Raw genomic sequence first — 26147 nt, 5'->3', positions numbered from 1 at the left:
TGAATGATCCGACTACGTACTTCCAAAGCAGTCGAAAAGGTCGATTTGGATGATATCTTCTTAGAAGAGGATAGCTTGGGGCTGCTTGATGTTGATCCTCTGAAGGTTAAAGCTCCAGCTGGAAATATATTAGCGAGCCAGTTTGAAGAAATTTCAGATTTTTACGAACAGAACAGCCGTCTACCAAGCAGTGACGCTCAAGCATTTGATGAGAAGCGCCTAGCTCGTCGTTTAAAGGCATTTAAAGCTAATCCTGAACAGTGTAAAGCATTAGCTCAATATGACCCATATGATTTGTTACAGGGCGATTCAGTAGCTCAGATAGATATGTCTGATGACTTTATCAGTGAACAACCTAAGCCTAACGAATCTGAGCTAGATAAAGCTGAACTAGTCACATCACTTGATGATATCTTCGATGATGACGATGACCTATTAGAATTTGATGCGCCGGAACTTTTCACAATGCGCCATGTACCAGTGGAAAGAAAAGAACAACCTGACGAGATTGCAAAACGTCAGCCTTGTGCTGACTTCCATCGCTACTCTCCAATATTTGACCTTGTTCAACAAGAGTTGAAGTCTGGCTCTGCATCGTTAGAACGATTCCGTCATGAATTAAAAATCAATGTAGGGGACACATTCATCCTCAATGGTGTAATGGGCTTCGTACGTTCAGTAGGAGAACGTTTAGAGGGCTACAGCTCTTACAACGCTCGACTGCACCTGATATTTGCCAACGGAACTGAATTGAATATGCTATTTCAGTCCCTGACTCATGGGTTAGTTCGTGATGAGCAAGGCTCTAAGGTTATAAGAGATGGCGCCCCCCTTATTCCTGATGATACCCCTGTTCCAACCGGACTCGTCTATGTGTTGGCAACAAAGAGCACAGATGCAGCTTTAGCGGAATATAAATCAAACCTATACAAGGTTGGATTTACTGATGGCACAGTGGAGGATCGTATTAAGTATGCAGAAAAGGACAGGACATTCTTAGAAGCACCTGTCCGAGTAGTTATGACTACGGAGTGCTACAACATTGATGCGCATAAGCTAGAAACGCTAATTCATGGTTTCTTAGGGCATAGAAGATTGAACATCACTCTCAAAGGTCATTCAGGACAGACATACACCCCAAAAGAGTGGTTTCATGTTCCACTTAATACAGTGTTAGAGGTGATCAAATACATCCTTGATGGGACAATTTCTTTGTACCGGATGGATAATACAACGGGTAGGTTGGTTGAAAAATAACCTTGTTTGGTTGCCAAAAATGTTTTTCCCAGCCCTACAAGAACAATGAACTTGGCAAATATAGCTGACCAATAATTACATATTTCCAGTTTAATGTTGGGGATGTATCAATGGCATGCATTATAACTTTAAATAGAATGTTACCCGCTTTTCAATCAATACAAAAATGTGGTTAAAGCAAAGTGATCTTCCCCTAAATAACTAGACATCTTTTATTTTGAAAATGAAGTAAGATAGAAGGTGTTATGAGAAATAAATATCCACAAGAATTTAAAGACGAAGCAGTTCGTCAGGTCATCGATAATGGCTATGCAATTAAAGATGTTGCAAATCGCCTCGGTATTACTGATAAATCACTTTATAACTGGGTGAGTAAGGCAAAAAAAACGCCTAAACAGAATAAAGAAAGCGACGAAATAAAGCGGTTAAAAGCTGAGCTAAAACGCGTTACTCAGGAGCGCGACATATTAAAGGAGGCCGCCGCGTTCTTTGCAAGCGAGTCAAGGAAAGATACGCGTTCATAAAGTCTCGCCTCGATAAGTGGAAAGTCACTCAAATGTGCACTGTGCTTAACGTTCATCGAAGTGGTTTTTATGCTTGGCTAAATGAGCCTGAGTCCATTAGGGCAATTGAAAACAAACAACTGACCAAAGAGATAAGAGAAGCGTTTGTTGAGTCTGGAGGCGTTTATGGTAGCCCTCGAATTACTGCTCTACTAAGACGTAATGGCATGCGTTTTGGTAAGAATCGCGTGGCGCGTCTAATGCAGCAAGCCAAACTCAAAGCTAATTTGGGTTATAAGCGTCGTTATTTTAAATCGTCCATGTCATCTGTCATTTCGGATAATCATGTACAACAACAATTTGTGGTAGCTGAGCCTGATACCACTTGGGTCACCGATATCACCTATATAAAAACTTATGAGGGCTGGCTGTACTTAGCAATCGTTATCGATTTATTCTCACGCAAAGTCATTGGTTGGTCTATGCAGCCCACAATGAAACGTGAAATAGTGATAAAAGCACTGTTAATGGCGGTATGGCGCAGGCAACCAAACGTTAATGTTATCGTGCATAGCGACCAAGGCAGTCAATATACAAGTGAGGACTATCAGGCGTTCTTAACGGCAAATAATCTAACAAGCAGTATGAGTAGGCGTGGAAACTGTTTGGATAATGCTGTTGCTGAGAGTTTCTTCCACTCACTAAAAACGGAGCGAGTGAAGCGAAAAATCTACGCGACTAGAAATGAAGCAAGGGCAGACTTGTTTGACTATATAGAAATATTTTACAATCGAGTACGACTGCACAGCCATCTAGGCCATCAGTCCCCTGAAGAGTTTGAGAACCAATATAAATCGGTAAGCTAGGTGTCTAGAGTTTCAGGGGAAGATCAGAAACGAAATCTAGATTGGAAAATGGTGCCGGTCATTTATTATGCGGTCAATTGGCCGAGTAATTTGAATTCAGAGCTTTGCACTGTGGGGAGGCTCTGAATTCGACCATTGCATCCATAAGAGAGCATAAACCTCATTAGTTGAGCATTTTCAAGTGTTTTTCGAACAATAGAGAACGTTTTATATGCTTCACATCGAAAAAAGTGTTGTCCGTAAATTCTAAGACGAATGAGTATTATCTTGTATGGCCGATTTATTTTTAGCGGATATACAAAAAAAACTGTATACCCAGTTTAGACGAAATAAAGTTTTGTATACGGTTGTTTTTTATATTCTTTATCTAGTTTTACTTCGAATATACAAAATTTTACTGCAAGTTTATTTTCTGCGGCGGTAGAAATGCGCGACAACCCTTCGTTGGCTAATGTGCCAATGGCCATTGGAGGCAGAAGCCACCGAGGCGTGCTCTCAACATCTAATTACATTGCACGTCAATATGGTGTGCGCTCAGCCATGTCTAATTATAAGGCCAAGCAACTCTGTCCTCAGCTTGTCATTGTGCCAGGGCGTATGCAGGTCTATAAAGAAGTATCCCATCAAATTCGTGCTATTTTCGCAAGGTATACGTCGTTGATAGAGCCTTTATCATTAGATGAGGCTTATCTTGACGTGACTGATTGCACTGCATTTCATGGCAGTGCCACATTAATTGCAGAACAAATCCGCAAAGATATTTTTAATGAGACTGGGCTCACTGCATCAGCAGGTATTGCGCCAATTAAATTTTTGGCAAAAATAGCCAGTGATGAAAACAAACCCAATGGACAATGCGTGATCACGCCAGAGCGTGTAGATGCGTTTATCGATGAGCTACCACTTCGCAAAATTCCGGGAGTCGGTAAGGTCACACATGAAAAATTATTGGCTTGTGGCCTAGTGCACGGCAAGGATGTGAAAGGCTTAAGCTTGGATGAAATGGCACACCGCTTTGGCAAGTTTGGCAGGGTGCTTTGGCGACGGTGCCAAGGAATAGACGAGCGGGGTGTTGAAACGGAACGTGTGCGTAAATCTGTGGGGGTTGAAACCACGTTTGAAAAAGATATCCAAGATCTGACGCAATTAAAGTCGATTTTATGTGACAAACTCATACCTGAATTGACTCGTCGCAGTGAAGGGTATCAAACAGAGCGTGCCTTCACTAAGTTGGGTGTGAAAGTGAAGTTTTACGACTTTTCTCAAACCACAAAAGAATGCCAATGTAGCCATATTGATCCAGATATTTTGTGCACTTTATTAGAGCAAGCCATTGCTCGTCATGGCAATAAACCAGTTCGTTTAGTTGGGGTGCAAATTGGTTTGGGTGATGCGCCGAGCAATCAAATTCAAATGGGGTTATTTAATTGACGCTGTGGTGTCATTTTATCTCAGCCCGTCTGTGCGACTAAAATATAACTGAAATTGCAGTTTTCCGTGTTAAAGTGGTGTTAATACAACAATAACACTGAGGACAACCCATGCAATCTATCATGATCGTATTGTTTGGTATCTTGGGGATGCTATTTGGCTGGTTTGTGTACTCCAAGTTTATCGCAACGAAAATCTTTAAAATGGACGATAACTTCGTCACCCCTGCCCATGAATTTAACGATGGTGTTGACTTTGTCCCAACCAATAAAGTGGTACTTTGGGGACACCATTTTACATCTGTTGCTGGCGCAGCTCCCATTGTCGGCCCTGCGATCGCTGTATATTGGGGGTGGGTACCAGCTGTTTTATGGGTGGTCTTTGGTACTATCTTTTTTGCTGGTGTGCATGACATGGGCGCTTTATGGGCCAGTGCACGCCACAAAGGTAAGTCCATGGGGGCGCTGTCTGAGTCAGTCATAGGTAAACGCACACGTTCACTGTTTATGATTGTGGTATTTTTGGTATTGCTGATGGTCAACGCCGTATTTGGTGTGGTGATCGCAAATTCATTTGTTGCTAATCCAAATGCTGTTTTCCCTGCTTGGGCTGCTATTGTCGTTGCACTTATTATCGGCCAACTGTTAAAGCGTAAAGTGCCATTAATTCCGCTCTGTCTGGTTGGTGTTGTGGTGTTGTATGCAACGATCTATGCAGGTAGTGGAATGCCGATTGCACTGCCAAGTGAAGTGTTTGGGCTAACAGATAAAGCCAGTTGGATCTTAATTTTATTCGTCTATGCGGCGGTTGCTTCGCTATTACCAGTTTGGATGTTACTTCAACCCCGTGACTTTATTAATGGCATGCAATTGCTGGTTGGCCTTGTTCTTTTATACGGAGCGGTATTTGTCGTCATGCCAGACATCACTGCACCCGCTTTCAATACACAAACCGCAATAGATACCCCCAGTATTATTCCGCTACTATTTGTCACGATTGCATGCGGTGCCGTATCTGGTTTTCATGGTATCGTGTCTTCAGGCACAAGTTCCAAACAATTAAATAAAGAGACCGACGGGCGATTTGTTGGGTATTTAGGCGCAATTGGTGAGGGCTCTTTAGCACTGATCACGCTGGTGGCCGTCAGTGGTGTGATGCTGGCGGTTTCTCCAGAAGAGTGGCATGAAATTTATAGCCATTTAGGTGCGGGCTCAGTGGGTGCATTCATTCAAGGTGGCTCAAACTTGATAAGCACAGGTTGGGGACTGTCTGCGGAGATAGCTTCTACATTACTGGCTGTGATGGTGGTGTTGTTTGCAGGTACCACGATGGACTCAGGTGTTCGATTGCAGCGCTACATTATCCAAGAGTGGGGTGATATTTATAAACTCCCTATTTTGAAAAATGGCATTATTGCTACCTTAGTCGCAGTAGGATGTTGTTTGTTATTGGCTTTTGGCGCTGGTGGTGCTTCAGGAAGCGGTGGCATGATCATTTGGCCTTTATTTGGCTCTACGAACCAAATTCTAGCAAGCTTAACCTTGTTGGTTATTTCGGTGTACCTTATCAAGCTTGGCAGACCCGCAAAATTTACATTAATCCCCATGATATTTGTTATTTTAATGGCCTTTTTTGCCGGTCTTATTAAATTGGGTGAATACTATGAGAAAGGTAACTGGCTATTGGTTGGCCTGGATATTGTGGTTTTGGTGGTGAGTGTCCTTGTTATGCTCGAAGCATGGAGTGTTGTCAGTAAACTCAAAAGTACAGCGGAAGCTGCTCCGGACAGTGAAGAATCGAGCAGCTAGCTTGGCTCTTGCGTCTAAATAACCGATAATTGGCCCTTAAATTACAAGAATAAGGGCCATTTTTATGTCTTTTCCTCTCTCATTGCCAGCTTCTAACTGGCAGCAAAGCGATGCCGATGCAGTGATCGTTATCACATCTGATGTAAACGATTTAGGCGATCCGCAACTTAATGACATAGCCGCACCGTATTTAGCCGTTGATGCGCGTTTGGCCACTCAAGCGAATGTTTTGTTAGCACCTCAAGTGCCGGGGCAGCGTTTAATTATCGCACCAACAGGTCCACTTAACCGTGATTATGATGATGTGCGCCGCTTTTTTGCCGCGGGCCAAGCTGCCATTGCACAAGCAAAAGCGTCAGGTGCTGTGAAACCTGTGATCGTGTTAGCGGGTGTACCAAGTGACGAACGTTATAAAAATGCGTTACAAGTTGCTTTTTTAGGTGCTTGTCAAACATTGTGGCAACCACTAGAAGCGCGTGAGTATCGCGGCGAGCATATTGAACCGGTTGAGCAGATTTTCTTGGTTGATGCTGATGACGCTATGTGTGCTCAGATCAATGCCATTGCCGCGGGTCAGTATGCGGCACGTGATTTATGTGGTACTGAACCTGAGCGCATGGCACCGCCGCGCTTTGCTGACTACTGTGTTTCATTGTTTGAAAACACCTCAGTCAAAGTTGAGGTGATCTCAGACATTAATGCCATTGACAAAGACTACCCTATGCTTGGCACTGTGGCCCGTGCATCGTATGCCGTTGAGCGTCATCACCCACGCGTGGTTAAGATGGAATATGTACCTGAAGGCGATATTGAACGCACATTGATGTTCGTCGGTAAAGGCCTTGTTTATGACACGGGTGGAGCAGACCTGAAAGTGGGTGGTTTTATGGCAGGCATGAGCCGCGATAAAGGCGGTGCAGCATCTGTTGCAGGCTTTATGAAATCAGTAGCAGAGTATCAGCCAAAAGGTGTGAAAGTGATTGCTTACTTGGCGGTTGTTCGAAATTCAATTGGCTCTGATTGCTTTGTGCCTGATGAAATCATCGAAACTCGCGAGGGCGTACGTGTTCGTATCGGTAATACCGACGCAGAAGGGCGTTTAGCGATGGGCGATCTGCTAAGTGAAATGAAAGATTTAGCTAAATCAGAAGTTAACCCTGAGCTGTTCACTGTGGCAACATTGACAGGTCACGCAGCGCGCGCGATGGGCCCATACAGTGCGTTTGTTGAAAACGGTCCGGCACGAGCTAATGCGGTTTCACGCCAAATTGCTGATCAAGGCGATATTTGGGCTGATTGTGCAGAGGTATCTCGCAGCCGTCGTGAAGATTACGATTTTGTTCAGCCTCGCACGTTGGCGGATGATGTGCTTTCAAGTAACAATGCGCCATCAGCTGTGACAGCACGTGGTCACCAGTTCCCTATGGCATTTTTGGCGATTGTGGGTGGCTTGGATAAACATGGTTGTGATTCTGAACTACCTTTACCTTACGTTCATATGGACATTGCAGGTAGCGGTGTTGAAGGCGGTGATTGGCAGCATGGTAAGCCAACGGCTGCAACTGTGAGCAGTTTGTTTGCACGTTATTGCCTGTAAAGATTGATAGAGCCTTTTGTGCTCTAACTAAATAAAATTACCCTAAAGCAGATACTCGTTATCTGCTTTTTTATCGGAGTAGAAAAAATGGCATTTGAACTTGCCCCAGAATTACAAAGAGATTGTATTGAATTAGCGCAATGGCCTTTAAGTACGGTGCTTTTAATGAATGATAGCCAATATCCTTGGTTTATTCTGGTCCCTAAAGTCGATGGCGCGCGTGAGATCATTGATTTAAATGAGCAGCAGCAACAGCAGTTTTGGCAGGAGTCAAAGCAGTTGAGTGAATTGTTAATGGCAGTTTTTACGCCTGAAAAGCTTAATGTCGCTGCCCTTGGTAATATGGTGCCACAGTTACATGTACACCATATTGCGCGTTTTACGCATGATGTCGCGTGGCCAAAACCTGTTTGGGGTCTGCATCCTGCAATACCGTATACGGATGAGCAGCTTATAGAATTGAAAAAGGCGCTCGCACTGTAGCGCCTTTCATGGCTAAAGGCCCAATACGGCTTTACCTTGTTTAAATGTCACATCTACTGGGATATTCGCATCTGCAAGTTTATCTAAGTCAGCTTGCAGTTCAGCTTTTATATCACCGTGGGTTGCAATGAGTTGGTCGACTTTGTGGTAATCACCATCTCCTTGTAATGTGAGGATCAAGTTTGATAATTTCTCCATGGCGGCGCCCATTTTATCCATATCTACCTGATAAAGGCCTTGTGCATTTTTAGAAAACGCGCCCTCTTGTTTAAAGAAATTAAAGCGGATCATATTGGCTTTGCCGTGTGCACTGGATGCACCAAAGCGAACTGATCGGAATATACCGGCCATAAAAGTGACATAGTAATCTTCCAAAGTACCTTCAGCAATTTCGCCTTTTTTTAAAAGCTGCTCAACCATATATAGACCTAGGATATCGGCTTTGCCTTCTTCGATTGCACTGGCGTGCTCTTGTAGTGACTGTCGAACAGTGCCCTTACCTGTAATGGTATTTTTAATACCTAGGCCATGGGCAACTTCATGAAACATGGTGTTGGCGAAAAATGCGTTAAAGGTAATGTGCTTGCGCTGTTCTGGCACAATCAGTTCATCAGCGATAGGGGCTAAAATTTTATCAAATTTAGCACGCATTGCATTTTTAAGCTGAAGTCGACGGGTACCCTTTTCTAGTTGTACTTGCTCATCGTTAGGGAGATTGATGGCAATTGTTTTACTGCCAGCGTTTGAGTGACCTGCGTAGTACACTACATCATAGGCGTTGAGATCTGCATCTGAACCTGGTACTTCTTGCTTGTATTTTTGCGCAACTGGTAGACCTGTTTGAAGTTCTGGTAAAAAGGCCGCAAATTTAGCTAGACGCTCACTCCATGCTAAGTCCTTAATTAATACATAAGACTCAAATGCACTGCGATAGCCAAATAATTGATCCTCGTATGTTTCAATGGGGCCGATGACGACATCGATGGGATTATTTTTCATCTCCATCCATGCAAAATCAGAAGGTTGATAGCTGTTATTTAATAAGGCATCTGCGCGAAGGTTTAAGTAGTTAGAAAACTGCTTATCTACAGCCAATGAGCTTGCTTTTCTGAGCAGGTTTGCAGCTTGTTCTAACTCAGCTCTATATTCAGTGGCGTAGGGTACGGAATATAGGTTTCCTTGCTCATCTCTTTTTACCATGGAGTAAAGACCTTGCTTGTCTTTAAATTCAGCTTGGTTTAACTCCGCTTTAGTCATATCACTTGGGTAAAACTGTGCGCCGGGTGTTTTGTCTTCAAATCCGCTCAGAAATACTTTGTCGCCATCTAAACGGTCCCAAGGACCATAATTAATGTCGGCAAATTGGCGTACTTTGTCATCCTTGATGCCCGCTAGGAATGCGGATTTATTTTGACCGAAAGCTTGTTTCCAAAATAAATCATCCATTATTTTTGATGCATCAATGAGCAGTGAAATCATCTTTTTCTGGTTGTCATTAAGGTGACTCAAATCGCTTGTTAAAGTGACCTCGGTATAAATATTGAGTCGTTGCGGATCAATATCTATCAATGAATGTGTTGCAGAAGATTGCTTTTCTGCTTGCTTAGTTTCTGCTTTTTCTGATGGTTGTTGAGAGCATGCGCTTACTAGCAAGCCTGAGGCGACCAAAATAGCACTGGATAGTTTAGAAAGTTTCATCATTTACCCTTGAGATTTTAGTTATTATGATTGTGAGGCATCTATGATGCTTAAAAAATAGCAATTGAGCAAACAGTTAAAACGAAGTATTTATTCGTGCCTAAATGCTAAGAATAATTTTTATACTTTTCTTAACTTTATCGAGAAGTTAGACAATACTTAAAGCAGTAAAAATTATAAGGCCATAGTTAAGTGGCGAATTTAAAGGACTTGACCATATGTCTACAGAAAACGCATTACTTACCATTCTTGTCGATAAAATCAATAATGACACACTTGTCTTACCTACACTCCCCGAAGTTGCTGTTCGAGTCCGTCAGGCTGCCGACGACCCTGAAGTAAACTTGTTGCAAATGGCGGATGTCATTTCTCATGACCCAGCATTGGCTGCACGTATGATTAAGGTTGCAAACAGTGGCTTTATGGGGCGCTCTATTAAAGTCAATACGCTCAATCAGGCTGTGACCCGAATCGGCTTGCGGCAAATTAAAAACATCGCAACGGCGATGGCGATGGAGCAGTTGTTTGTTTCTAACAATAAGTTAATCAAAACCTACATGGACAAGGCATGGCAAAAAACGTTAAAAGTTGCTTGTCAGGCCATTTCTACCATGGAGTTTTATCTGCGCTTAAACAAGCATACTTCACTGAATAAAGATACCATTACGCTAGCATCTTTGGTGTTTAACATTGGGGTATTGCCGATTTTAACTGAGGCTGAAAAGCACCCAGAAGTGTTCGCCAATCCCAGCTTCTTAGCGCATGCAATTCAGAAGTTAGCAGGGCGCATTGGCGGAGCGATTATGCGTGAGTGGGGCTTTACTGATGACTTTGTTGAAGTGGCAGAGAGCTGGGCGAATCCGAATTATAAGCCAGAATACGTTTGCTACGTTGACTTTATTCGTGCAGGGGCCATTGTAGAGGGCATTTTACAAGTGTCAGACAAAGCTGCTGCACTTGGGGTCTATGAAGAAAAAGGTGTGCTTCGCTCTATTGATATGTTTACGGATGACGCGTATTTAGACCTGCTAACAGATGTGAAATCGATGTTTGCCTAAGGCGGATTATGTAAAGTAAAAAGGGCCAGTTGGCCCTTTTGTCTATTATAGGTCGTCTTTTTCACCAAGCTCTTTGGTGAGGTCTTCAAGCAACTCTTTGACTTCTTCAGAAACGAGGATAAAGTCAGCATCTAGTTTAATTGCCAAGTCTTCTTTTGGAATATCCGCGTTTTGCTCTTTGAGTGCATCGTTGTAGCTAACGCGTTTGATTGAGCCATCATTTTGTAATAAAAACTGAACGCGCTCTTTCCAATCTAATGCAAGCTTGGTAACACGCTTACCATTTTCCAAGTGAAGCTTAATTTCATCGCTAGCAAGGTCATGTTGTTTTAGCTTAACCTGTGCGCCTTCATCGGCAGCATCTTGCAATTCAGCGTCATTGCCAATGGCAAACCCTTCAGGTGCTTCAAATTTAGTCAACCAGTCAGTTAAAAATACATCTAGGTCGTAGTTTGCAAATGCTGGCACGATAGGCAAGGTACCCAAAGATTTACGCAACAAGGCCATCATCTCTTCGGCTTTGTTAAAGCTCGCGCTATTTACAATCACCCAACCACTTTCTTGGTCGATAAAAGCAAATTGTAAGCTCGACTTTTTAAATGCTTGAGGGAGCAATGTTGCTAAGATATTTTCTTTGAGCTCGTCTTTTTCTTTTTTCTTAACTGGGCGGTTTTCTTCACGCTCAATTTGCTCAACTTTTTCTGCAACCATGTCATTGATGACGGCAGCGGGTAGTACTTTTTCTTCGCGTTTAGCACACAAAAGAATGCTATTTTGTGAAAAGTGAGACAGGGTTTGACCGTGTTTCCCTAATGCGTTTACCCAACCAAAGGTGCTCATATCTTGGCTACCACAAGCGCGAAATATGTCTTGCTCTAGTGCTTTTTCAAAGTCTTCTTGTGTGTACGAAACATCTTGTTTAAAACGGTAACAGATTAGGTTGCTGAACCACATATATTCAAATATCCAAGTTAAAAATCGACTTGCATCATAGCAAACCTATGGGGCTGGGCAAAACGAAAATTATAGTGCTGATTATTTTACAAAGCTGGGTGTTAGTGAAGCGTGAATAAAGTGGTTTATTCACGCTCCAGAGCGTGAGGTTAGCTAAACATAGCCTGCTGTGCTTTCATTTCTTTTGGAAAACGTATGTGATATGTAAGCCCTTGACCTTCTTCAGAACTGACTTCAATATCGCCATTGAGAGTTTGCTTCACAAGATTGAATGTGATGTGCGTTCCCAAACCGCTACCACCTTGATCTCGCTTAGTGGTGAAAAACGGATCAAACAGTTTTTCTAGTTGCGCAGCTGATACGCCTTTACCATTGTCTTTATAAACGATCTTCACATCATCGTTGTCGTCTGTGATCTGAATATCTATGGTGCCTTTATTGACGCCCTCAAATCCATGGATCAAAGAGTTCATTATCAGGTTGGTAAATATTTGGCTGATAGCACCCGCTGGCAAGTTGAGAGTAAGATCAGCAGGGCAGTCAATGTTCACTTCGTGTGCTGTTTTTTTCAGCTTGGGGTGCAATGAGCGCAGCACTTCCTCTAAATATTGCTGAAAATTAATGGTACGAACGGCTTCACTTGCTTGGTCGACGGCAATTTGTTTGAAGCTGGCCACCAGCTCAGAAGCACGTGCTAAGTTGTTGGTGAGTAAGCTCGCACTTTGCTTCGCTTCATGCATAAATTCTTCTAACGCTTTAGGTGATAGCGTTTTTTCTTTGTAAGCGGCCTCTAGTTGATCTAAACGTTCTTGCAAGAAAGACGTTGCGGTTACGCCAATACCGACTGGCGTATTAATGTCATGTGTTATACCCGCAACAAGCCCCCCAAGTGCTGCCATTTTTTCAGAGCCAACTAAGCGCTCTTGGGCCATATTGAGTTCGTCGACATATTTCTCCAACTCATTTTGCTTAGTCAGTAGTTCTTCTTCTGTTTGACGTCTGAGGTCTATTTCCTCTGTTAACGTCAGTTTTTGTTTTTCTAATTCATATTTTTGTTGTTGGAGATCCATCATCGCTTGGCTGAGATTGGAGGTTTTCCTCGCGACTTCTTGTTCCAATTGAATATTATGTTGATCTAATTTTTCATTACTAATGATGAGCTCTTTTTGGGTTTGATCCAATTGTTTTCGATATTCAGCCACTTTATCTATGAGCTTGTTGAATGCCTCTTCCATGACTTTCAGCTCATTGCGCTCGGTGGTATCGATGTCAATCTTGTGGCCGTCTACATTATCCACTTCAAAATCTTCAATTTGCTCAGTCAAATCCGTTAGCGGCTCGGTGAGCAGTTTTCTAAACGCCAGCAAAAATAGAATAATTAAGAAGGTTGTTTTGACCATGGCATTCCCTATCAAGAAATAAATAGAGATCATGATCCGGCTAAAGACTACTTCTCGGCTTGAAAATAGCGTGACGTCGCCGACTTGCGTGGCACGGCCAGAGAATTCGAAAATGAGTGGAAAGGTGTAACCAAACAGCCCTGAAGGCGTATCTTCAATGAGGGCTTCTTCTTGCACAAGTTGTTGGCTGTAGAGTTCATGAATATTCAAGGAGCGGCCAAGTTGCGAGATGATTTCACCACTGTCATCACGCACGATGATCCCTTCAATCATGGGTATCGCAAGCAAGCCCTCAGCGGTGGTGACCGTTTGCTTTGTGTTTAATTCCCAAATCGCACGAGTAAGGCTGCGGCTGAATGTTTTCTGTAACATAGTCAGTTCGTTACGAATGTAGTCTTTGGTATTGACATATTCTGCAACCACTTGTCCACAAGTGACGACGAACGTTAGTAGAAAGTAAACTGACAGAACGTTTGTTAGTAGTTTTTTGGACAGACTTTTCTGTAGCATGGAGAGTTCTTAGCTCCTGACGACCATGTTATAGCACACGTGTTAAACTTAAAGTTAGCCAATAAATGGCTAAAAATAAATGTTTATCTTGCTATCTTTACAACATATAAGAGTATATAAAAAACTTACTGGATGTTGATTATTGTGTTATAAGATTAGGACAACAATAACGTTTATTTGTTACTAGAACAATAAAGATTTACCTTCTTATGAGCTACTCCGTGTTAGTGTGTGACGACTCTACTGTTGCACGTAAGCAAGTTATGCGTTGCTTGAGCTCCAACCTTGATGTTGAGATCAGTCAGGCAAAAAACGGCCAAGAGGCTGTTGAAATATTGCAAAATTCGCAAATAGATTTGCTGTGTTTAGACCTAACTATGCCGATCCTGGATGGTATTGGTGTCCTTGAAGCGATTAAAGCAAATAAAATAGAAACTTATGTGGTGGTGATATCAGCAGATATTCAAGATCAGATGAAAGTGAGAGTTGCTCAATTGGGCGCACTTAAATTTCTTGAAAAGCCAGTAAAACCAGAGCAATTACTTTCTTTACTCAGTGAATACGGTATCCGTTAGATAAGCTTTTCACATTCCTGTATGTATCTTGAACATTTTGCATATTTAATTTTCATTTATCGTCTTGACAGGTTGACTGTAAATCGGGCAATCTAAATCACGTAGACATTTTATAAACAAATTTTAGTTAGGTTAACAAAAAACCATGAACCCAATTTTATGTAACGCGACAATTATTATTACGACCACCATCCACACTGGATAGTGGCATAGGTCCGTGCATATTTGAAAAAGGCCTGTGCTCACTGAGAGCACAGGCCTTTTTTGGTTTTGGAATGAGGAAAATTGATTATGCGAGTTTTAAAATTCGGAGGCTCATCACTTGCCGATATGGCTTGTTTGAAGCGGGTCAGATCTTTAATTCTTAATTACGGTGGTGATAAGGCTGTCGTTGTCTTATCAGCACCTGGCGGTATGACCGACAGTTTGGTGTCTTTGGCACAAAGCGCAGAAAAAGGTGAACAATACACAGCTCAGTGGAATGAATTTGTCGCGCGCAGCGAAGGCTTGAGGCAGGAAGTTGAATCTGAGTATGGTCAAGTATTAGGTTGGCCTCAGTTGGATCAGCTTCGTGAAAAGTTGGAGGGCGTTAAGCTGCTTAAGCAGTGCCCTGCGGCGGTTAATGCATACGTCATTAGCTTTGGTGAGCGAATTAGCGTTGCCTTGATGGTCTCTATGTTAAAAACACATAATGCTCAGGCGTTAGACGCTGTAGCATGTATAAAAACGAACTTAGAACATCTTGACTCAGAAGTTGATTTAGACAAAACAAAAGCTGAGGTTCGCCAACATATTAAGGATAGGGATGACGGCATCTTCGTTATGGCAGGCTTTACTGGCAGCAATGTCGAAGGCGAGCTAACAACCTTAGGCCGAAATGGCTCTGATTACTCGGCAGCGGTTATGGCCGCGAGTTTAAATGCAGATATTTGTCAGATATGGACTGATGTCGATGGTGTATATAGTGCTGACCCAAGACTCATAAAAAAAGCGACAAAAGTTGAACGCTTATCTTATAAAGAAGCCATGGAGCTTGCCTATTTTGGCGCTAAAGTATTGCACCCCAAAACCATCTTACCGTGTGCGAAAACAAATGTACCTTGTGAAATTAAAAATACGCATGATCCAGACGTGCCCGGCTCGCTCATTTCTTCCCAAGGCGGTGGTGATGAACCTGTAAAGGCCTTATCAAGTTTGGATAAACTGGCTATGTTAACTGTTTCAGGGCCAGGCATGAAAGGCAAAGTGGGTATGGCTGCGAGGGTATTTGGTGCGCTAGCCAACGACAACGTTTCAATTGTCCTAATCACACAATCTTCATGTGAATTTAGCATTAGCTTTTGCGTTTATGAACACGACTTATCTCTGGCTTTAAGCGCCTTAGAGTTGGCATTTGAATTAGAAACACAAGCCGGTTTAATAGAACCTGTTGAAGTTCGTAAAGATCTTGCAATTGTGACCCTAGTTGGTGACAACATGAAGTCACATAAGGGCTTAGCGGCTAAGTTTTTTGCATCCTTGTCGCAAGCTCAAGTAAATGTCGTGGCCATTGCGCAAGACTCTACAGAAAGCGCAATATCTGCGGTTGTGTCGGGCGACTTATGCAAAGATGCGATGAAGGTGTGCCATGAAAACTTTTTCACCCATGTCCCGTCAATAGATGTCTTTTTGCTTGGCTGCGGCTTAGTGGGCAAAGAGTTAATTAAGCAGCTAGAAAAACAACAAGCCTGGCTTGCTAATCGCAATATCAAGTTAAACCTATATGGTGTGGCAAACTCAAGGCAGTGCTTGCTGAGTCATGAAGGCGTTGCTTTTGATCAATGGGAAAGCCAATTAAAGCAGGCTAATAAAGGCTTTGAGCTCAATGAACTTGAACAATTTGTAAAGCGCAATCATCTGATCAATCCGGTTATTGTCGATTGTAGCTCGTCTGAACGATTGGCTGATCAATACGCTGACTTTCTCAAAGCAGGCTTTCACGTGGTTGCTGCGAACAAAAAAGCCAATACAGGTGACATGGCCTATTATCGAGCATTGCAACAAGCTGCTCAGTCATCAGGGCGCAAGTTTTTATATGAAACAAACGTCGGTGCAGGGTTACCGGTACTCGATAATTTACAGCTTCTATTTGGTGCAGGGGATGAGTTACTGTCCTTTAGTGGGATCTTATCTGGTTCTTTATCATATATGTTTGGTGCCATTGAAGATGGGTTAAGCTTATCTGAAGCAACTGCACAAGCGAAGCGAAACGGCTTTACAGAACCAGATCCAAGAGATGATTTATCTGGTACCGATGTGGCTAGAAAGCTATTAATTATTGCACGTGAATCAGGCTTGGAACTTGAATTAAGTGATATTGAAGTCGAACCAGTTGTGCCTGAGCAATTTGCGGCTGATACTGGCGTTGATGATTTTATGGCGCAGTTGCCTGAACTGGATGCAGCTTTTGCAGATCGCGTGCAAAGTGCGGCGAGTGAGGGCAAGAAGTTACGTTATGTTGGCAGTATAAAAGAGGGTATTTGTCGCGTTGGCATTGAAGCGGTCGATTCAGAACATGCGCTATATGATATTCGTGACGGTGAGAACGCGTTGGCAATTTTAAGCCAGTATTATCAGCCGAAGCCTTTTGTGATTAGAGGATACGGTGCAGGCGCAGAAGTTACCGCTGCGGGTGTTTTTGCCGATATTTTAAAAACACTGTCTCGCTAGGAGTGCACGATGAGAAAATTTTATGCACCTGCTTCTATCGGTAATTTTTGCGTGGGGTTTGATTCTCTCGGTGCGTCACTTGCGCCGATAGATGGGGAGCTCTTGGGCGACGTTGTTTATATTGAGCAGGCCAATGATGATAGGTTTGAGTGTATTGGTGAGTATGCACATAAGCTCCCAACAGATCCAAAAGAGAATTTGGCATTTCAATGTTTGACTCATTTTAGAGCGCATGTGAAATCTGATATGCCAAGTGTCTCTTTGACACTTGAGAAAAAATTACCGGTTGGCTCTGGTTTAGGGTCGAGTGCTTGCTCTGTTGTTGCAACTTTTGCTGCATTGAATGCGTTTGCTGGCACTGAGCTGTCACAATCCCAAATGATTGAACTAATGGCAGACTTTGAGGCTAAAGTGAGTGGCGCACGTCATTATGACAATATTACGCCATGTTATCTGGGTGGGTTGCAGCTTACTGCGGAATTAGTACCAGACAGAGCACTGGCATTACCCGTTGATCCGAACTGGTATATTGTTGTGGCATATCCTGGGTTTGCATTGAATACATCTAAAGCGAGATCGGTATTACCTACGGCGCTCACATTAAGTGAAAGTGTTGACTTTGCCCAAAGAATGTCCTCATTTTGTACTTTGCTGCAGTTAACCCGATTTGATGAGGCAGTTGCGCTGATGCAAGACAATGTGGCAGAGCCCAGTCGTTCGCCACTTATTGAAGGGTTCAAAGAAGCAAAATTGAGTTTACCTGAGTTGGGCGCCAGTGTAGTGAGTATATCTGGCGCTGGGCCAACACTATTTGCGCTGTGCGATTCATTAGAGATTGCTCAAAAGTGTCAAAATTGGCTGCAGCTACACTATCTGAACGAACAAGGGTTTAGTCACATCTGTAAAATAGACAGCATGGGCACCAGAGAATTGGTTTAAGGAATTAAAAATGAATTTAGTTAATCTTATGGATCCTCAGCAGCAGGTTTCATTTACAGAAGCGGTGAAAATTGGTCTAGGGCGTAATCAAGGCGTTTTTTTTCCTGACAAATTAGCGGCAATTGAAAATGTTGATGCGCTGTTAGCGATGCCATTTAAGGCTCGCAGTAGTAAAATCTTACAGCATTTAATCGGTGATGAGTTACCAAGTGATACACTTGATGAAATGGTGAATAGTGCCTTTAATTTTCCTGCGCCCATTGTTGAGGTAGAAAAGAATACGTATTGCTTAGAGTTATTTCATGGTCCGACACTAGCATTTAAAGATTTCGGCGGGCGCTTTATGTCTGAGTGCATCGGCTTATTTAATCAAGGCGAGCGGGTCACGATTTTAACAGCGACCAGTGGAGATACTGGCGCGGCGGTTGCCCATGCATTTTACGGCAAAGAAAACGTAGACGTAGTTATTCTATACCCGCAAGGCAAAATTTCGCTGGCACAACAAAAATTATTCACAACGCTGGGTAAAAACATTCATTGCTATGCGGTAGAAGGGAGCTTTGATGACTGTCAAGCGCTGGTAAAACAGGCGTTTTTGGATGAGGAAGTAAAGTCTAAGCTCGGGTTAAATTCAGCAAACTCAATCAATATCAGTCGTTTGTTAGCTCAAGTGTGTTATTACTTTGAAGCAGTTGCACAATTACCTGAGCCTCAACGTCAGCAATTACACATCTCTGTGCCCAGTGGAAATTTCGGTAATGTGTGTGCTGCGATGATAGCGGCGGCAATTGGATTGCCTGTCAATAAACTTAGTGCGACGACAAATCAAAATGACACTGTACCGCGTTATATTGAAACAGGAAATTGGTCTCCCAATGTGACTTTAGAGTCGCTATCTAATGCGATGGATGTGAGTAAACCTAATAACTGGCCTCGTGTTGAAAGCATGCTTAACGCAGCAATATTCAACAAAGATGATTTTTATTCATGTTCGGTGGGTGAATCTCGTACTAAAGAAGTGATGAAGCACATCAACAAGCTTGGCTATGTTGCAGAACCACATACCGCGATCGCTTATGAAGGTTTGCAGATTAATAAATCCGATAATGAAACAGGGATATTTTTGGCCACAGCACACCCGGCTAAATTTAAAGACTCTGTTGAAGGTGTGTTAGAACAACAACTTGATATGCCACAAGTGCTTGCAGAAGCTTTAGCTAAGCCGTGTTTAGCAGAGGTTATCTACGCTGATTATGGTGCACTTAAGTCACGCTTGTTTGAAAAGCTAGGGTCGTAAACGTACGTACTACATTGATCTGTGCATACATAAATCAACAAAGGGTGAATGTATGCACATTTTATTTTTTAATGAATGTTCTAATCCACATAAATATTTTTTATATTTAAATAAAAAAATATCATCCCCGAAACACTGTGAAATAAATTCAATCCTTGCTTAAATAGAGCCACGCAGATTTCGTAGGCAATTGGATGTAAATTGCGTACAATTGCATTCGGTAAATTTAATCATACGTGCACCTAGGAGAAACCATGTTAGAACGTAACATGAATATTGCAGATTTTGACCCTGAATTATTTAACGCGATCCAGTCTGAAACGACTCGTCAAGAAGAGCACATTGAGCTAATCGCATCTGAAAACTACTGTAGCCCGCGTGTTTTAGAGGCTCAAGGGTCACAACTTACAAATAAGTACGCAGAAGGTTACCCTGGTAAGCGTTATTACGGTGGTTGTGAGCACGTAGATGTGGTTGAGCAGCTGGCAATTGACCGTGCATGTGAACTATTTGGTGCAGACTATGCAAACGTTCAGCCGCATGCTGGCTCTCAAGCAAATGCTGCTGTTTTTCAAGCGCTGCTTCAGCCACATGACACTGTATTAGGTATGAGCCTTGCTCACGGTGGTCACTTAACGCACGGTTCTCACGTAAACTTCTCAGGTAAAACATACAATGCAATCCAGTATGGCCTAAACGAAGAGACTGGCGAAATTGACTACGCACAAGTAGAAGCGTTAGCACTTGAGCACAAACCAAAAATGATCATCGGTGGTTTCTCTGCCTACTCTGGTATTGTTGATTGGGCTAAATTCCGCGAAATTGCAGACAAAGTTGGCGCATATTTACTTGTAGACATGGCACACGTTGCTGGTCTTGTAGCTGCTGGTGTTTACCCTAACCCTGTACCTCACGCACACGTTGTGACTACAACAACGCACAAAACATTGGCTGGCCCTCGCGGTGGTTTGATTGTTTCTGCATGTGGTGACGAAGATGTTTACAAAAAGCTAAACAGTGCAGTATTCCCTGGTGGTCAAGGTGGTCCTTTATGTCACGTAATCGCGGCAAAAGCGGTTGCATTTAAAGAAGCATTAGAGCCTGAATTCAAAACTTACCAAACACAAGTTGTTAAGAATGCGCAAGCGATGGTTGCTGTTCTTCAAGAGCGTGGTTATAAAGTTGTTTCTGGTAAAACAGATAACCACCTATTCCTACTTGACCTTATCGATAAAGACATCACTGGTAAAGACGCTGATGCTGCACTGGGCCGTGCAAACATTACAGTAAATAAAAACTCTGTACCAAATGACCCTCGCTCACCATTTGTGACATCTGGTCTTCGTATTGGTTCTCCGGCTATCACTCGTCGTGGCTTTAAAGAAGCTGAAGCTGGTGAGTTAGCAGGTTGGATCTGTGATGTATTAGACAACATCAATGATGAATCAGTACAGGCACAAGTAAAAGAAAAGGTAAAAGCCATCTGTGCTAAATTACCTGTTTACGCATAATTAGAGTCACAATTTGCGTTATTTTTGATATTATAAAGGCCGCATTTATGCGGCCTTTTTATTATCTATTCGCTCTGTGTGCTAAACAAAGGCACCTATTAAGCAGAGACTGAGCATATTTATACGCCGCATTACAAATACTACCCAACAGTGAGAATTTATGCATTGTCCTTTTTGTACGGCAAAAGATACTAAAGTGATTGATTCGCGCTTGGTGGCGTCTGGGCACCAAGTAAGACGCCGCCGTGAATGTATAGTTTGTCATGAGCGCTTTACGACGTTTGAAGGTGCGGAATTATTAATGCCCCGAGTGATTAAGCAAGATGGCACACGGGAGCCTTTCAATGAAGATAAATTGTTAAATGGTTTACATCGCGCATTAGAAAAGCGCCCAGTCAGTACTGAGCAAATTGAAGAAGTCGTACATCAAATCAAATCTGAGATCCGTGCAACCGGAGAAAGAGAAGTTAACAGCAAAATGATCGGCGAATGCATTATGGAAGCCCTGAAAAAGCTCGACAAAGTCGCTTATGTTCGTTTTGCGTCAGTGTATCGCAGTTTTGAAGACATCAAAGAGTTTGGTGAGGAAATCGCGAGGTTGGGAGACTGATGCATTTTACACAAGCTGATCATGAGTATATGGCACTGGCCATTGAACTTGCTAAGCAGGGTCAGTACACCACAACGCCAAACCCAAACGTTGGCTGTGTCCTTGTTAAGAACGAAAAAATAATAGGGCAAGGCTTTCACATTCAGGCTGGTGGCCCTCATGCCGAGGTGCATGCTTTAAGAGAAGCAGAAGGGAAGACACAAGGTGCTACAGCGTATGTGACTCTAGAACCCTGTAGTCACTATGGCCGAACTCCGCCTTGTGCTAAAGGGTTAATTGATGCGGGCGTGAAAAAAGTGATTTGCGCCATGGTTGACCCAAATCCGCAAGTGGCTGGCAATGGCATAAAAATGTTAGAGCAAGCGGGAATAGAAACTGCATTTGGCTTACTGGAGCAAGAAGCGCGTGCCTTAAATAAAGGCTTTCTGAAAAAAATGGAAACTGGAAAGCCTTATGTAATCGCAAAACTCGCCGCAAGTTTAGATGGCAAAACGGCGCTACAAAATGGCCAAAGTAAGTGGATCACCGGACCTATCGCAAGACAAGATGTACAGAGCTTTAGAGCACAAAGCTGTGCTGTTTTGTCAGGTGCTGACACGGTATTGGTCGATGATGCCAAACTCAATGTGCGCGCCAGTGAATTTAAAGACTTTGAATTGGTGGATAACCTAGCGCAATTGCGTCAACCAATTCGTGTGATAATCGATAGCCAAAATCGCTTACATCCTAACCTAGGCTTATTTAGCCAAGAATCTAAAATTATTATTTTACGTACCAAGCTTGATAAACAGCATCAATGGCCTCATTTTGTAGAGCAAGTATGCTTACCTGAAACCGAAGGTAAGCTAGATTTACATGCTGTAATTGACTACTTGGCGACGCAAAATATTAATCAAATATGGCTCGAAGCCGGCGCAACTTTATGCGGTGCAATGCACGAGCAAAAGTTAATTGATGAATATATCATCTATATGGCGCCAAAAATTATCGGTGAAGGTGGCAGGGGACTATTTAAAAGTTCTGTTTTGACAGAGATGGCCCAAATACCAGAAGTTAAAATTACAGAGTGTGTCCAAGTTGGCACAGACATTCGCATAAGTGCGACCACTAAATAAGAGTACATATGTTTACAGGTATCATTGAAGCAACGGGCACACTCACTGAACTTACCTTGAAGCAAGGTGATTTGAGTGTAAAAGTGCAATCTCAAAATTTAGATATGACTGACGTGGCGCTCGGCGATAGCATCGCCACTAATGGTGTTTGCCTGACCGTAGTTGAAAAATACAGTAATGGCTTCAAAGCGGACGTATCAAATGAAACCTTGTCGCTTACACGTTTTGGCGACTATCAAGTTGGACAAAAGGTCAATTTGGAGAAAGCGTTGCAGCCGATTTCGCGTCTTGGCGGGCATTTAGTGTCTGGCCATGTTGATGGCGTTGCAACCATTGTGGCAGTTGAAGCAAATGCTCGCGCCACGGATTATTGGCTATCGGCACCTGATAGTCTGATAAAATATATTCCTTATAAAGGCTCTGTTGCTATCGACGGGATAAGCCTGACAGTCAACGCTGTTGAAGGTAATAAATTTAAACTCACCATAGTGCCACACACAGCACAAGAAACGACAATAGCGGATTTTAAAGTCGGTACTGTGGTGAATCTCGAAGTTGATCAAATTGCTAGATACTTGGAGCGTTTAATTCAAGGTACTCAAACGACTTCAAGTGAATCGACTCTCACAACCAGTTTGTTGGCACAAGCTGGCTTTATTAAGTAATTGGCCATTCAAACAAAGTAATTAATGGGAAAACTATGAGCTTAAACAGCGCAAAAGAAATCATCGAAGACATTAAAGCCGGTAAAATGGTTATTTTGATGGACGATGAAGATCGAGAAAATGAAGGTGACCTGATCATCGCTGCAGAACATATTACGCCTGAAGCGATTAACTTTATGGCGACCTATGGCCGAGGTTTGATTTGCCTAACGATGACACAAGAAAGATGTCAACAACTCGACCTGCCACTTATGGTGCGAAACAACGGCGCGCAGTTTTCTACTAATTTTACGATGTCGATTGAAGCGGCTAAAGGGGTGACAACAGGTATTTCTGCTGCGGATAGAGCCCGTACAGTACAAGCGGCTGTTGCTAAAGGCGCTGTTCCAGAAGATATCGTTCAGCCTGGCCATATCTTCCCTATTATGGCGCAACCTGGTGGTGTTTTAACGCGTGCAGGGCACACGGAAGCGGGCTGTGATTTAGCACGTCTGGCTGGACTAGAACCGTCGTCAGTAATTGTTGAAATTTTGAACCCAGACGGCACTATGGCAAGGCGACCAGAGCTGGAAGTGTTTGCAAAAGAACATAATATTAAAATCGGCACCATTGCTGATTTAATCGAATACCGTAACCTGAATGAAACCACAATCGAAAAAGTGGCTCAGTGTAAGCTGCCTACAGAGTACGGTGAATTTGACCTAGTTACCTACAAAGATACCATTGATAATCAGCTGCATTACGTGTTGCTTAAAGGCGAAGTTAAAGAAGATGAGGCGACACTAGTACGTGTTCATTTACAAAGCACATTCAATGATATTCTCCTATCTGATAGAAGTGCAGATCGCAGCTGGACTTTACATGGTGCAATGGAATACATCGCAGAGCATGAAGGCGCATTGGTCATTCTTGGTAAAAATGAACAGACTGAAGACTTAGAGCAATTGGTTAAAGCCTTTGCTGCTGAAGATCAAGGCGAGAAAATCAACTACCGCAAGTTTCAAGGTACATCTCGCACAGTTGGCGTAGGTTCTCAGATTTTGGCAGATTTGGGCATTCAGAAAATGCGTCTGATGAGTTTGCCGAAGAAATATCATGCACTTTCTGGCTTCCACTTAGAAGTTGTCGATTACGTAGAGCCGAAATAGTCGCGCTCTTCACTTTTTACACCTACTGTCTGGTTGGACAGTAGGTGTTTTTCTTTAAGATGTGCTATTATGCGCGTCAATTTGGCTATTGCTAATACTGATCAGGAATCATCTAATGAAAATAATTGAAGGTAACAAGTTCGCACCAGGTAAAAAATTTGCCATTGTCATTTCTCGTTTTAACGATTTCATCGGCAGCAGCTTATTAGAAGGTGCAGTAGATGAGCTTAAGCGCACAGGTGGCGTGAAAGATGAAGACATCACAGTGGTTTATGTACCAGGTGCAGTTGAGTTACCTCTTGCAGCTAAACGTGTTGCAATGAAAAAAGAGCATGATGCTATTATCGCACTAGGCGTTATTATCCGTGGCGGTACGCCACACTTTGATTTGGTTGCTAACGAATCAAATAAAGGACTAGCCTGCGTTTCATTAGATTACGATATTCCAGTTGCTTTTGGTGTATTGACGACAGAAAGTATTGAGCAAGCTATTGAACGTGCGGGAACTAAAATGGGTAACAAGGGTGGCGAAGCTGCACTTGGTGCACTAGAAATGGTTAACGTACTTGAGCAAATTTAAGAGGAATCTAAGTGAAACCAGCAGCTAGACGTAAAGCGCGTGTGCTTGCATTGCAAGCTGTCTACTCATGGCAGTTAAGTGGCAACCCAATTGCTGATATTGAGCAGCAAATGCTAATTGAGAACGACGTATCGAAAGTCGATGTGGAATACTTCAAAGATTTAGCACGTGGTGTTGCAGTAAACCATAAACAGTTGGATGAAGCGATTCAGCCTCATTTATCTCGTCCATTTGACGATTTAGACATGGTTGAATTAGCGACTTTACGCGTAAGCGCGTATGAGCTTAAGTTCCGTGAAGATGTGCCATATAAAGTGGCTATCAACGAAGGGATTGAACTGGCCAAAATGTTTGGTGCAGAAGACAGCCATAAATTCGTGAATGGCGTGTTGGACAAAGCAGTTAAGAAAATCCGCAAGTAATCAGAATCATGAGGAGAGCCGGCGTTGGCCGGCTTTTTTAATGTATGAAGGAATTTGAGTTAATTAATCATTACTTCAAAGGCAGAGGCATAACTCGCCGTGATGTTGCCGTTGGGATCGGTGATGATTGTGCTGTAGTTGATATTCCTGAAAATTGTCAACTTGCAGTTACTACAGACACCTTAGTAGAGGGTGTGCACTTCTTTCCTGATATTCCCGCAAGGGCATTAGGACATCGTGTTCTAGCAGTTAACTTAAGTGATTTGGCAGCCATGGGCGCTGAACCCACTTGGATCTCCATTGGTTTAACACTACCTGCAGTTGATATGGCATGGCTTGAGGAGTTTACTGAGGGCCTGCATGAAATTGCCGAATATTATAATGTACAGTTGATTGGTGGTGACACAACACAAGGTCCGCTGACTATTACCATTTGTGCTAAAGGTATCGTGCCCAAAGGCAAAGCCTTGACGCGATCGGGCGCAAATGTGGGTGATTGGATCTATATTACAGGTCCTGTTGGTGATGCGGCTTTGGCGATTGAATCTCGCAAGCGCGGTATTGCATTAAATCCAGACCAAGAAAAGCGTGTCACCGAAAAATTGCACTATCCAAAGCCTCATGTTGCTGCTGGACAGGTTTTGAGAGGCCTTGCAACTTCTTGTATCGATATCTCTGATGGCTTACTTGCGGATCTCCAGCATATTGTTGACCGCTCAATGGTAGGTGCAGAAGTTGATGTAAACAAAGTCCCTATTTCTGATGATTTACGTGCACTAGATAACGAAAATCTTCGAGAAATGCTGAGTTTGTCTTATGGCGATGACTATCAACTACTGTTTACTGTTAATGATAATAATAGAAGTGCTGTTGAAGCGAGGCTAGTCCAGTATGGCGTCCAGGCAATCTGTATTGGACAGATCACAAACACAGCAGGCGTTGTAGAACTTTATAAAGATGGCGAGAAATACTCTATCTCAGAGCAAGCTGGCTATGAACACTTTAATTAGG

General features: G+C 42.8%; 22 protein-coding genes. 19 read left to right on the top strand and 3 right to left on the bottom strand.

Annotated elements, in window-relative coordinates:
• The first annotated feature begins 3 nt into the window (after nt 1-3).
• The 6 genes from AC2CZC_RS00700 to AC2CZC_RS00675 all read left to right on the top strand — a co-directional run bounded on the left by AC2CZC_RS00700 (nt 4) and on the right by AC2CZC_RS00675 (nt 7945).
• Nucleotides 4-1257 (top strand): GIY-YIG nuclease family protein, encoded by a 1254-nt coding sequence (locus AC2CZC_RS00700; protein ID WP_484583469.1) that lies wholly within the window; start codon nt 4-6, stop codon nt 1255-1257.
• 245 nt (nt 1258-1502) lie between these two features.
• Nucleotides 1503-2626, top strand: a protein-coding gene (locus AC2CZC_RS00695; protein WP_484583468.1) for an IS3 family transposase whose coding sequence is annotated in 2 segments (ribosomal slippage) — nt 1503-1725 and nt 1725-2626 — 1125 coding nt in all. Because the reading frame shifts where the segments join, the coding sequence is not laid out codon by codon here.
• Nucleotides 2627-3010: 384 nt separating this feature from the next.
• Entirely contained in the window at nt 3011-4057 is a 1047-nt protein-coding gene (gene dinB, locus AC2CZC_RS00690; protein ID WP_484584821.1) for a DNA polymerase IV, read from the top strand.
• Between the two features lie 110 nt (nt 4058-4167).
• Nucleotides 4168-5865 (top strand): carbon starvation CstA family protein, encoded by a 1698-nt coding sequence (locus AC2CZC_RS00685; RefSeq protein WP_484583467.1) that lies wholly within the window; start codon nt 4168-4170, stop codon nt 5863-5865.
• Between the two features lie 64 nt (nt 5866-5929).
• A complete protein-coding gene (locus AC2CZC_RS00680) occupies nt 5930-7462 on the top strand; it encodes a M17 family metallopeptidase (protein WP_484583466.1) in 1533 nt (510 codons plus the stop codon).
• Nucleotides 7463-7549: 87 nt separating this feature from the next.
• Nucleotides 7550-7945, top strand: a complete 396-nt coding sequence (locus AC2CZC_RS00675) for an HIT domain-containing protein (RefSeq protein WP_484583465.1) — start codon at nt 7550-7552, stop codon at nt 7943-7945.
• Nucleotides 7946-7957: 12 nt separating this feature from the next.
• Here AC2CZC_RS00675 and AC2CZC_RS00670 read toward each other — a convergent pair whose 3' ends face one another.
• Nucleotides 7958-9643, bottom strand: a complete 1686-nt coding sequence (locus AC2CZC_RS00670; protein WP_484584820.1) for a dipeptidyl-peptidase 3 family protein — start codon at nt 9641-9643, stop codon at nt 7958-7960.
• A 218-nt stretch (nt 9644-9861) separates the two neighbouring features.
• Between AC2CZC_RS00670 and AC2CZC_RS00665 the strand changes: the two genes are divergently transcribed.
• A complete protein-coding gene (locus AC2CZC_RS00665; RefSeq protein ID WP_484583464.1) occupies nt 9862-10701 on the top strand; it encodes an HDOD domain-containing protein in 840 nt (279 codons plus the stop codon).
• A 45-nt stretch (nt 10702-10746) separates the two neighbouring features.
• Here the strand turns inward: AC2CZC_RS00665 and rdgC are convergent, their stop codons facing one another.
• Both rdgC and AC2CZC_RS00655 read right to left on the bottom strand, forming a co-directional pair.
• Nucleotides 10747-11655: a recombination-associated protein RdgC gene (gene rdgC / locus AC2CZC_RS00660; RefSeq protein WP_063361868.1), complete on the bottom strand. Its 909-nt coding sequence runs from the start codon at nt 11653-11655 to the stop codon at nt 10747-10749.
• A 149-nt stretch (nt 11656-11804) separates the two neighbouring features.
• Complete coding sequence (locus tag AC2CZC_RS00655) at nt 11805-13565, bottom strand: ATP-binding protein (protein WP_484583463.1); 1761 nt, start codon at nt 13563-13565, stop codon at nt 11805-11807.
• 209 nt (nt 13566-13774) lie between these two features.
• On the opposite strand from AC2CZC_RS00655, the gene AC2CZC_RS00650 reads away from it, so the two are divergent.
• The 12 genes from AC2CZC_RS00650 to thiL all read left to right on the top strand — a co-directional run bounded on the left by AC2CZC_RS00650 (nt 13775) and on the right by thiL (nt 26146).
• Entirely contained in the window at nt 13775-14140 is a 366-nt protein-coding gene (locus AC2CZC_RS00650; protein WP_484583462.1) for a response regulator, read from the top strand.
• A gap of 291 nt (nt 14141-14431) precedes the next feature.
• Entirely contained in the window at nt 14432-16849 is a 2418-nt protein-coding gene (gene thrA, locus AC2CZC_RS00645; RefSeq protein ID WP_484583461.1) for a bifunctional aspartate kinase/homoserine dehydrogenase I, read from the top strand.
• A 9-nt stretch (nt 16850-16858) separates the two neighbouring features.
• The gene (thrB, locus tag AC2CZC_RS00640; RefSeq protein ID WP_484583460.1) at nt 16859-17788 is read left to right on the top strand and encodes a homoserine kinase; all 930 of its coding nucleotides are present in this window, start codon (nt 16859-16861) and stop codon (nt 17786-17788) included.
• A 10-nt stretch (nt 17789-17798) separates the two neighbouring features.
• Nucleotides 17799-19085 (top strand): threonine synthase, encoded by a 1287-nt coding sequence (gene thrC / locus AC2CZC_RS00635; RefSeq protein ID WP_484583459.1) that lies wholly within the window; start codon nt 17799-17801, stop codon nt 19083-19085.
• Between the two features lie 254 nt (nt 19086-19339).
• Nucleotides 19340-20596: a serine hydroxymethyltransferase gene (gene glyA / locus AC2CZC_RS00630; protein WP_484583458.1), complete on the top strand. Its 1257-nt coding sequence runs from the start codon at nt 19340-19342 to the stop codon at nt 20594-20596.
• Nucleotides 20597-20756: 160 nt separating this feature from the next.
• Nucleotides 20757-21206 (top strand): transcriptional regulator NrdR, encoded by a 450-nt coding sequence (gene nrdR, locus AC2CZC_RS00625; RefSeq protein ID WP_484583457.1) that lies wholly within the window; start codon nt 20757-20759, stop codon nt 21204-21206.
• The gene (ribD, locus tag AC2CZC_RS00620) at nt 21206-22321 is read left to right on the top strand and encodes a bifunctional diaminohydroxyphosphoribosylaminopyrimidine deaminase/5-amino-6-(5-phosphoribosylamino)uracil reductase RibD (RefSeq protein ID WP_484583456.1); all 1116 of its coding nucleotides are present in this window, start codon (nt 21206-21208) and stop codon (nt 22319-22321) included. The genes nrdR and ribD overlap by 1 nt, the downstream gene beginning before the upstream one ends.
• Before the next feature lie 8 nt (nt 22322-22329).
• Entirely contained in the window at nt 22330-22986 is a 657-nt protein-coding gene (locus AC2CZC_RS00615) for a riboflavin synthase (RefSeq protein ID WP_484583455.1), read from the top strand.
• A 35-nt stretch (nt 22987-23021) separates the two neighbouring features.
• Nucleotides 23022-24134, top strand: coding sequence for a bifunctional 3,4-dihydroxy-2-butanone-4-phosphate synthase/GTP cyclohydrolase II (ribBA, locus tag AC2CZC_RS00610; RefSeq protein WP_484583454.1), 1113 nt, complete (start codon nt 23022-23024; stop codon nt 24132-24134).
• Between the two features lie 115 nt (nt 24135-24249).
• A complete protein-coding gene (ribH, locus tag AC2CZC_RS00605; RefSeq protein WP_039611622.1) occupies nt 24250-24714 on the top strand; it encodes a 6,7-dimethyl-8-ribityllumazine synthase in 465 nt (154 codons plus the stop codon).
• 11 nt (nt 24715-24725) lie between these two features.
• Nucleotides 24726-25136, top strand: a complete 411-nt coding sequence (nusB, locus tag AC2CZC_RS00600) for a transcription antitermination factor NusB (RefSeq protein WP_046356678.1) — start codon at nt 24726-24728, stop codon at nt 25134-25136.
• A gap of 44 nt (nt 25137-25180) precedes the next feature.
• Entirely contained in the window at nt 25181-26146 is a 966-nt protein-coding gene (gene thiL, locus AC2CZC_RS00595; RefSeq protein ID WP_484583453.1) for a thiamine-phosphate kinase, read from the top strand.
• Nucleotide 26147: the final 1 nt, after the last annotated feature.

This window comes from Pseudoalteromonas sp. MMG033 (assembly GCF_057197785.1).
The sequence above is the reverse complement of the archived record's forward strand: the minus strand, read 5'-3'. Positions and strand labels throughout refer to the sequence as shown.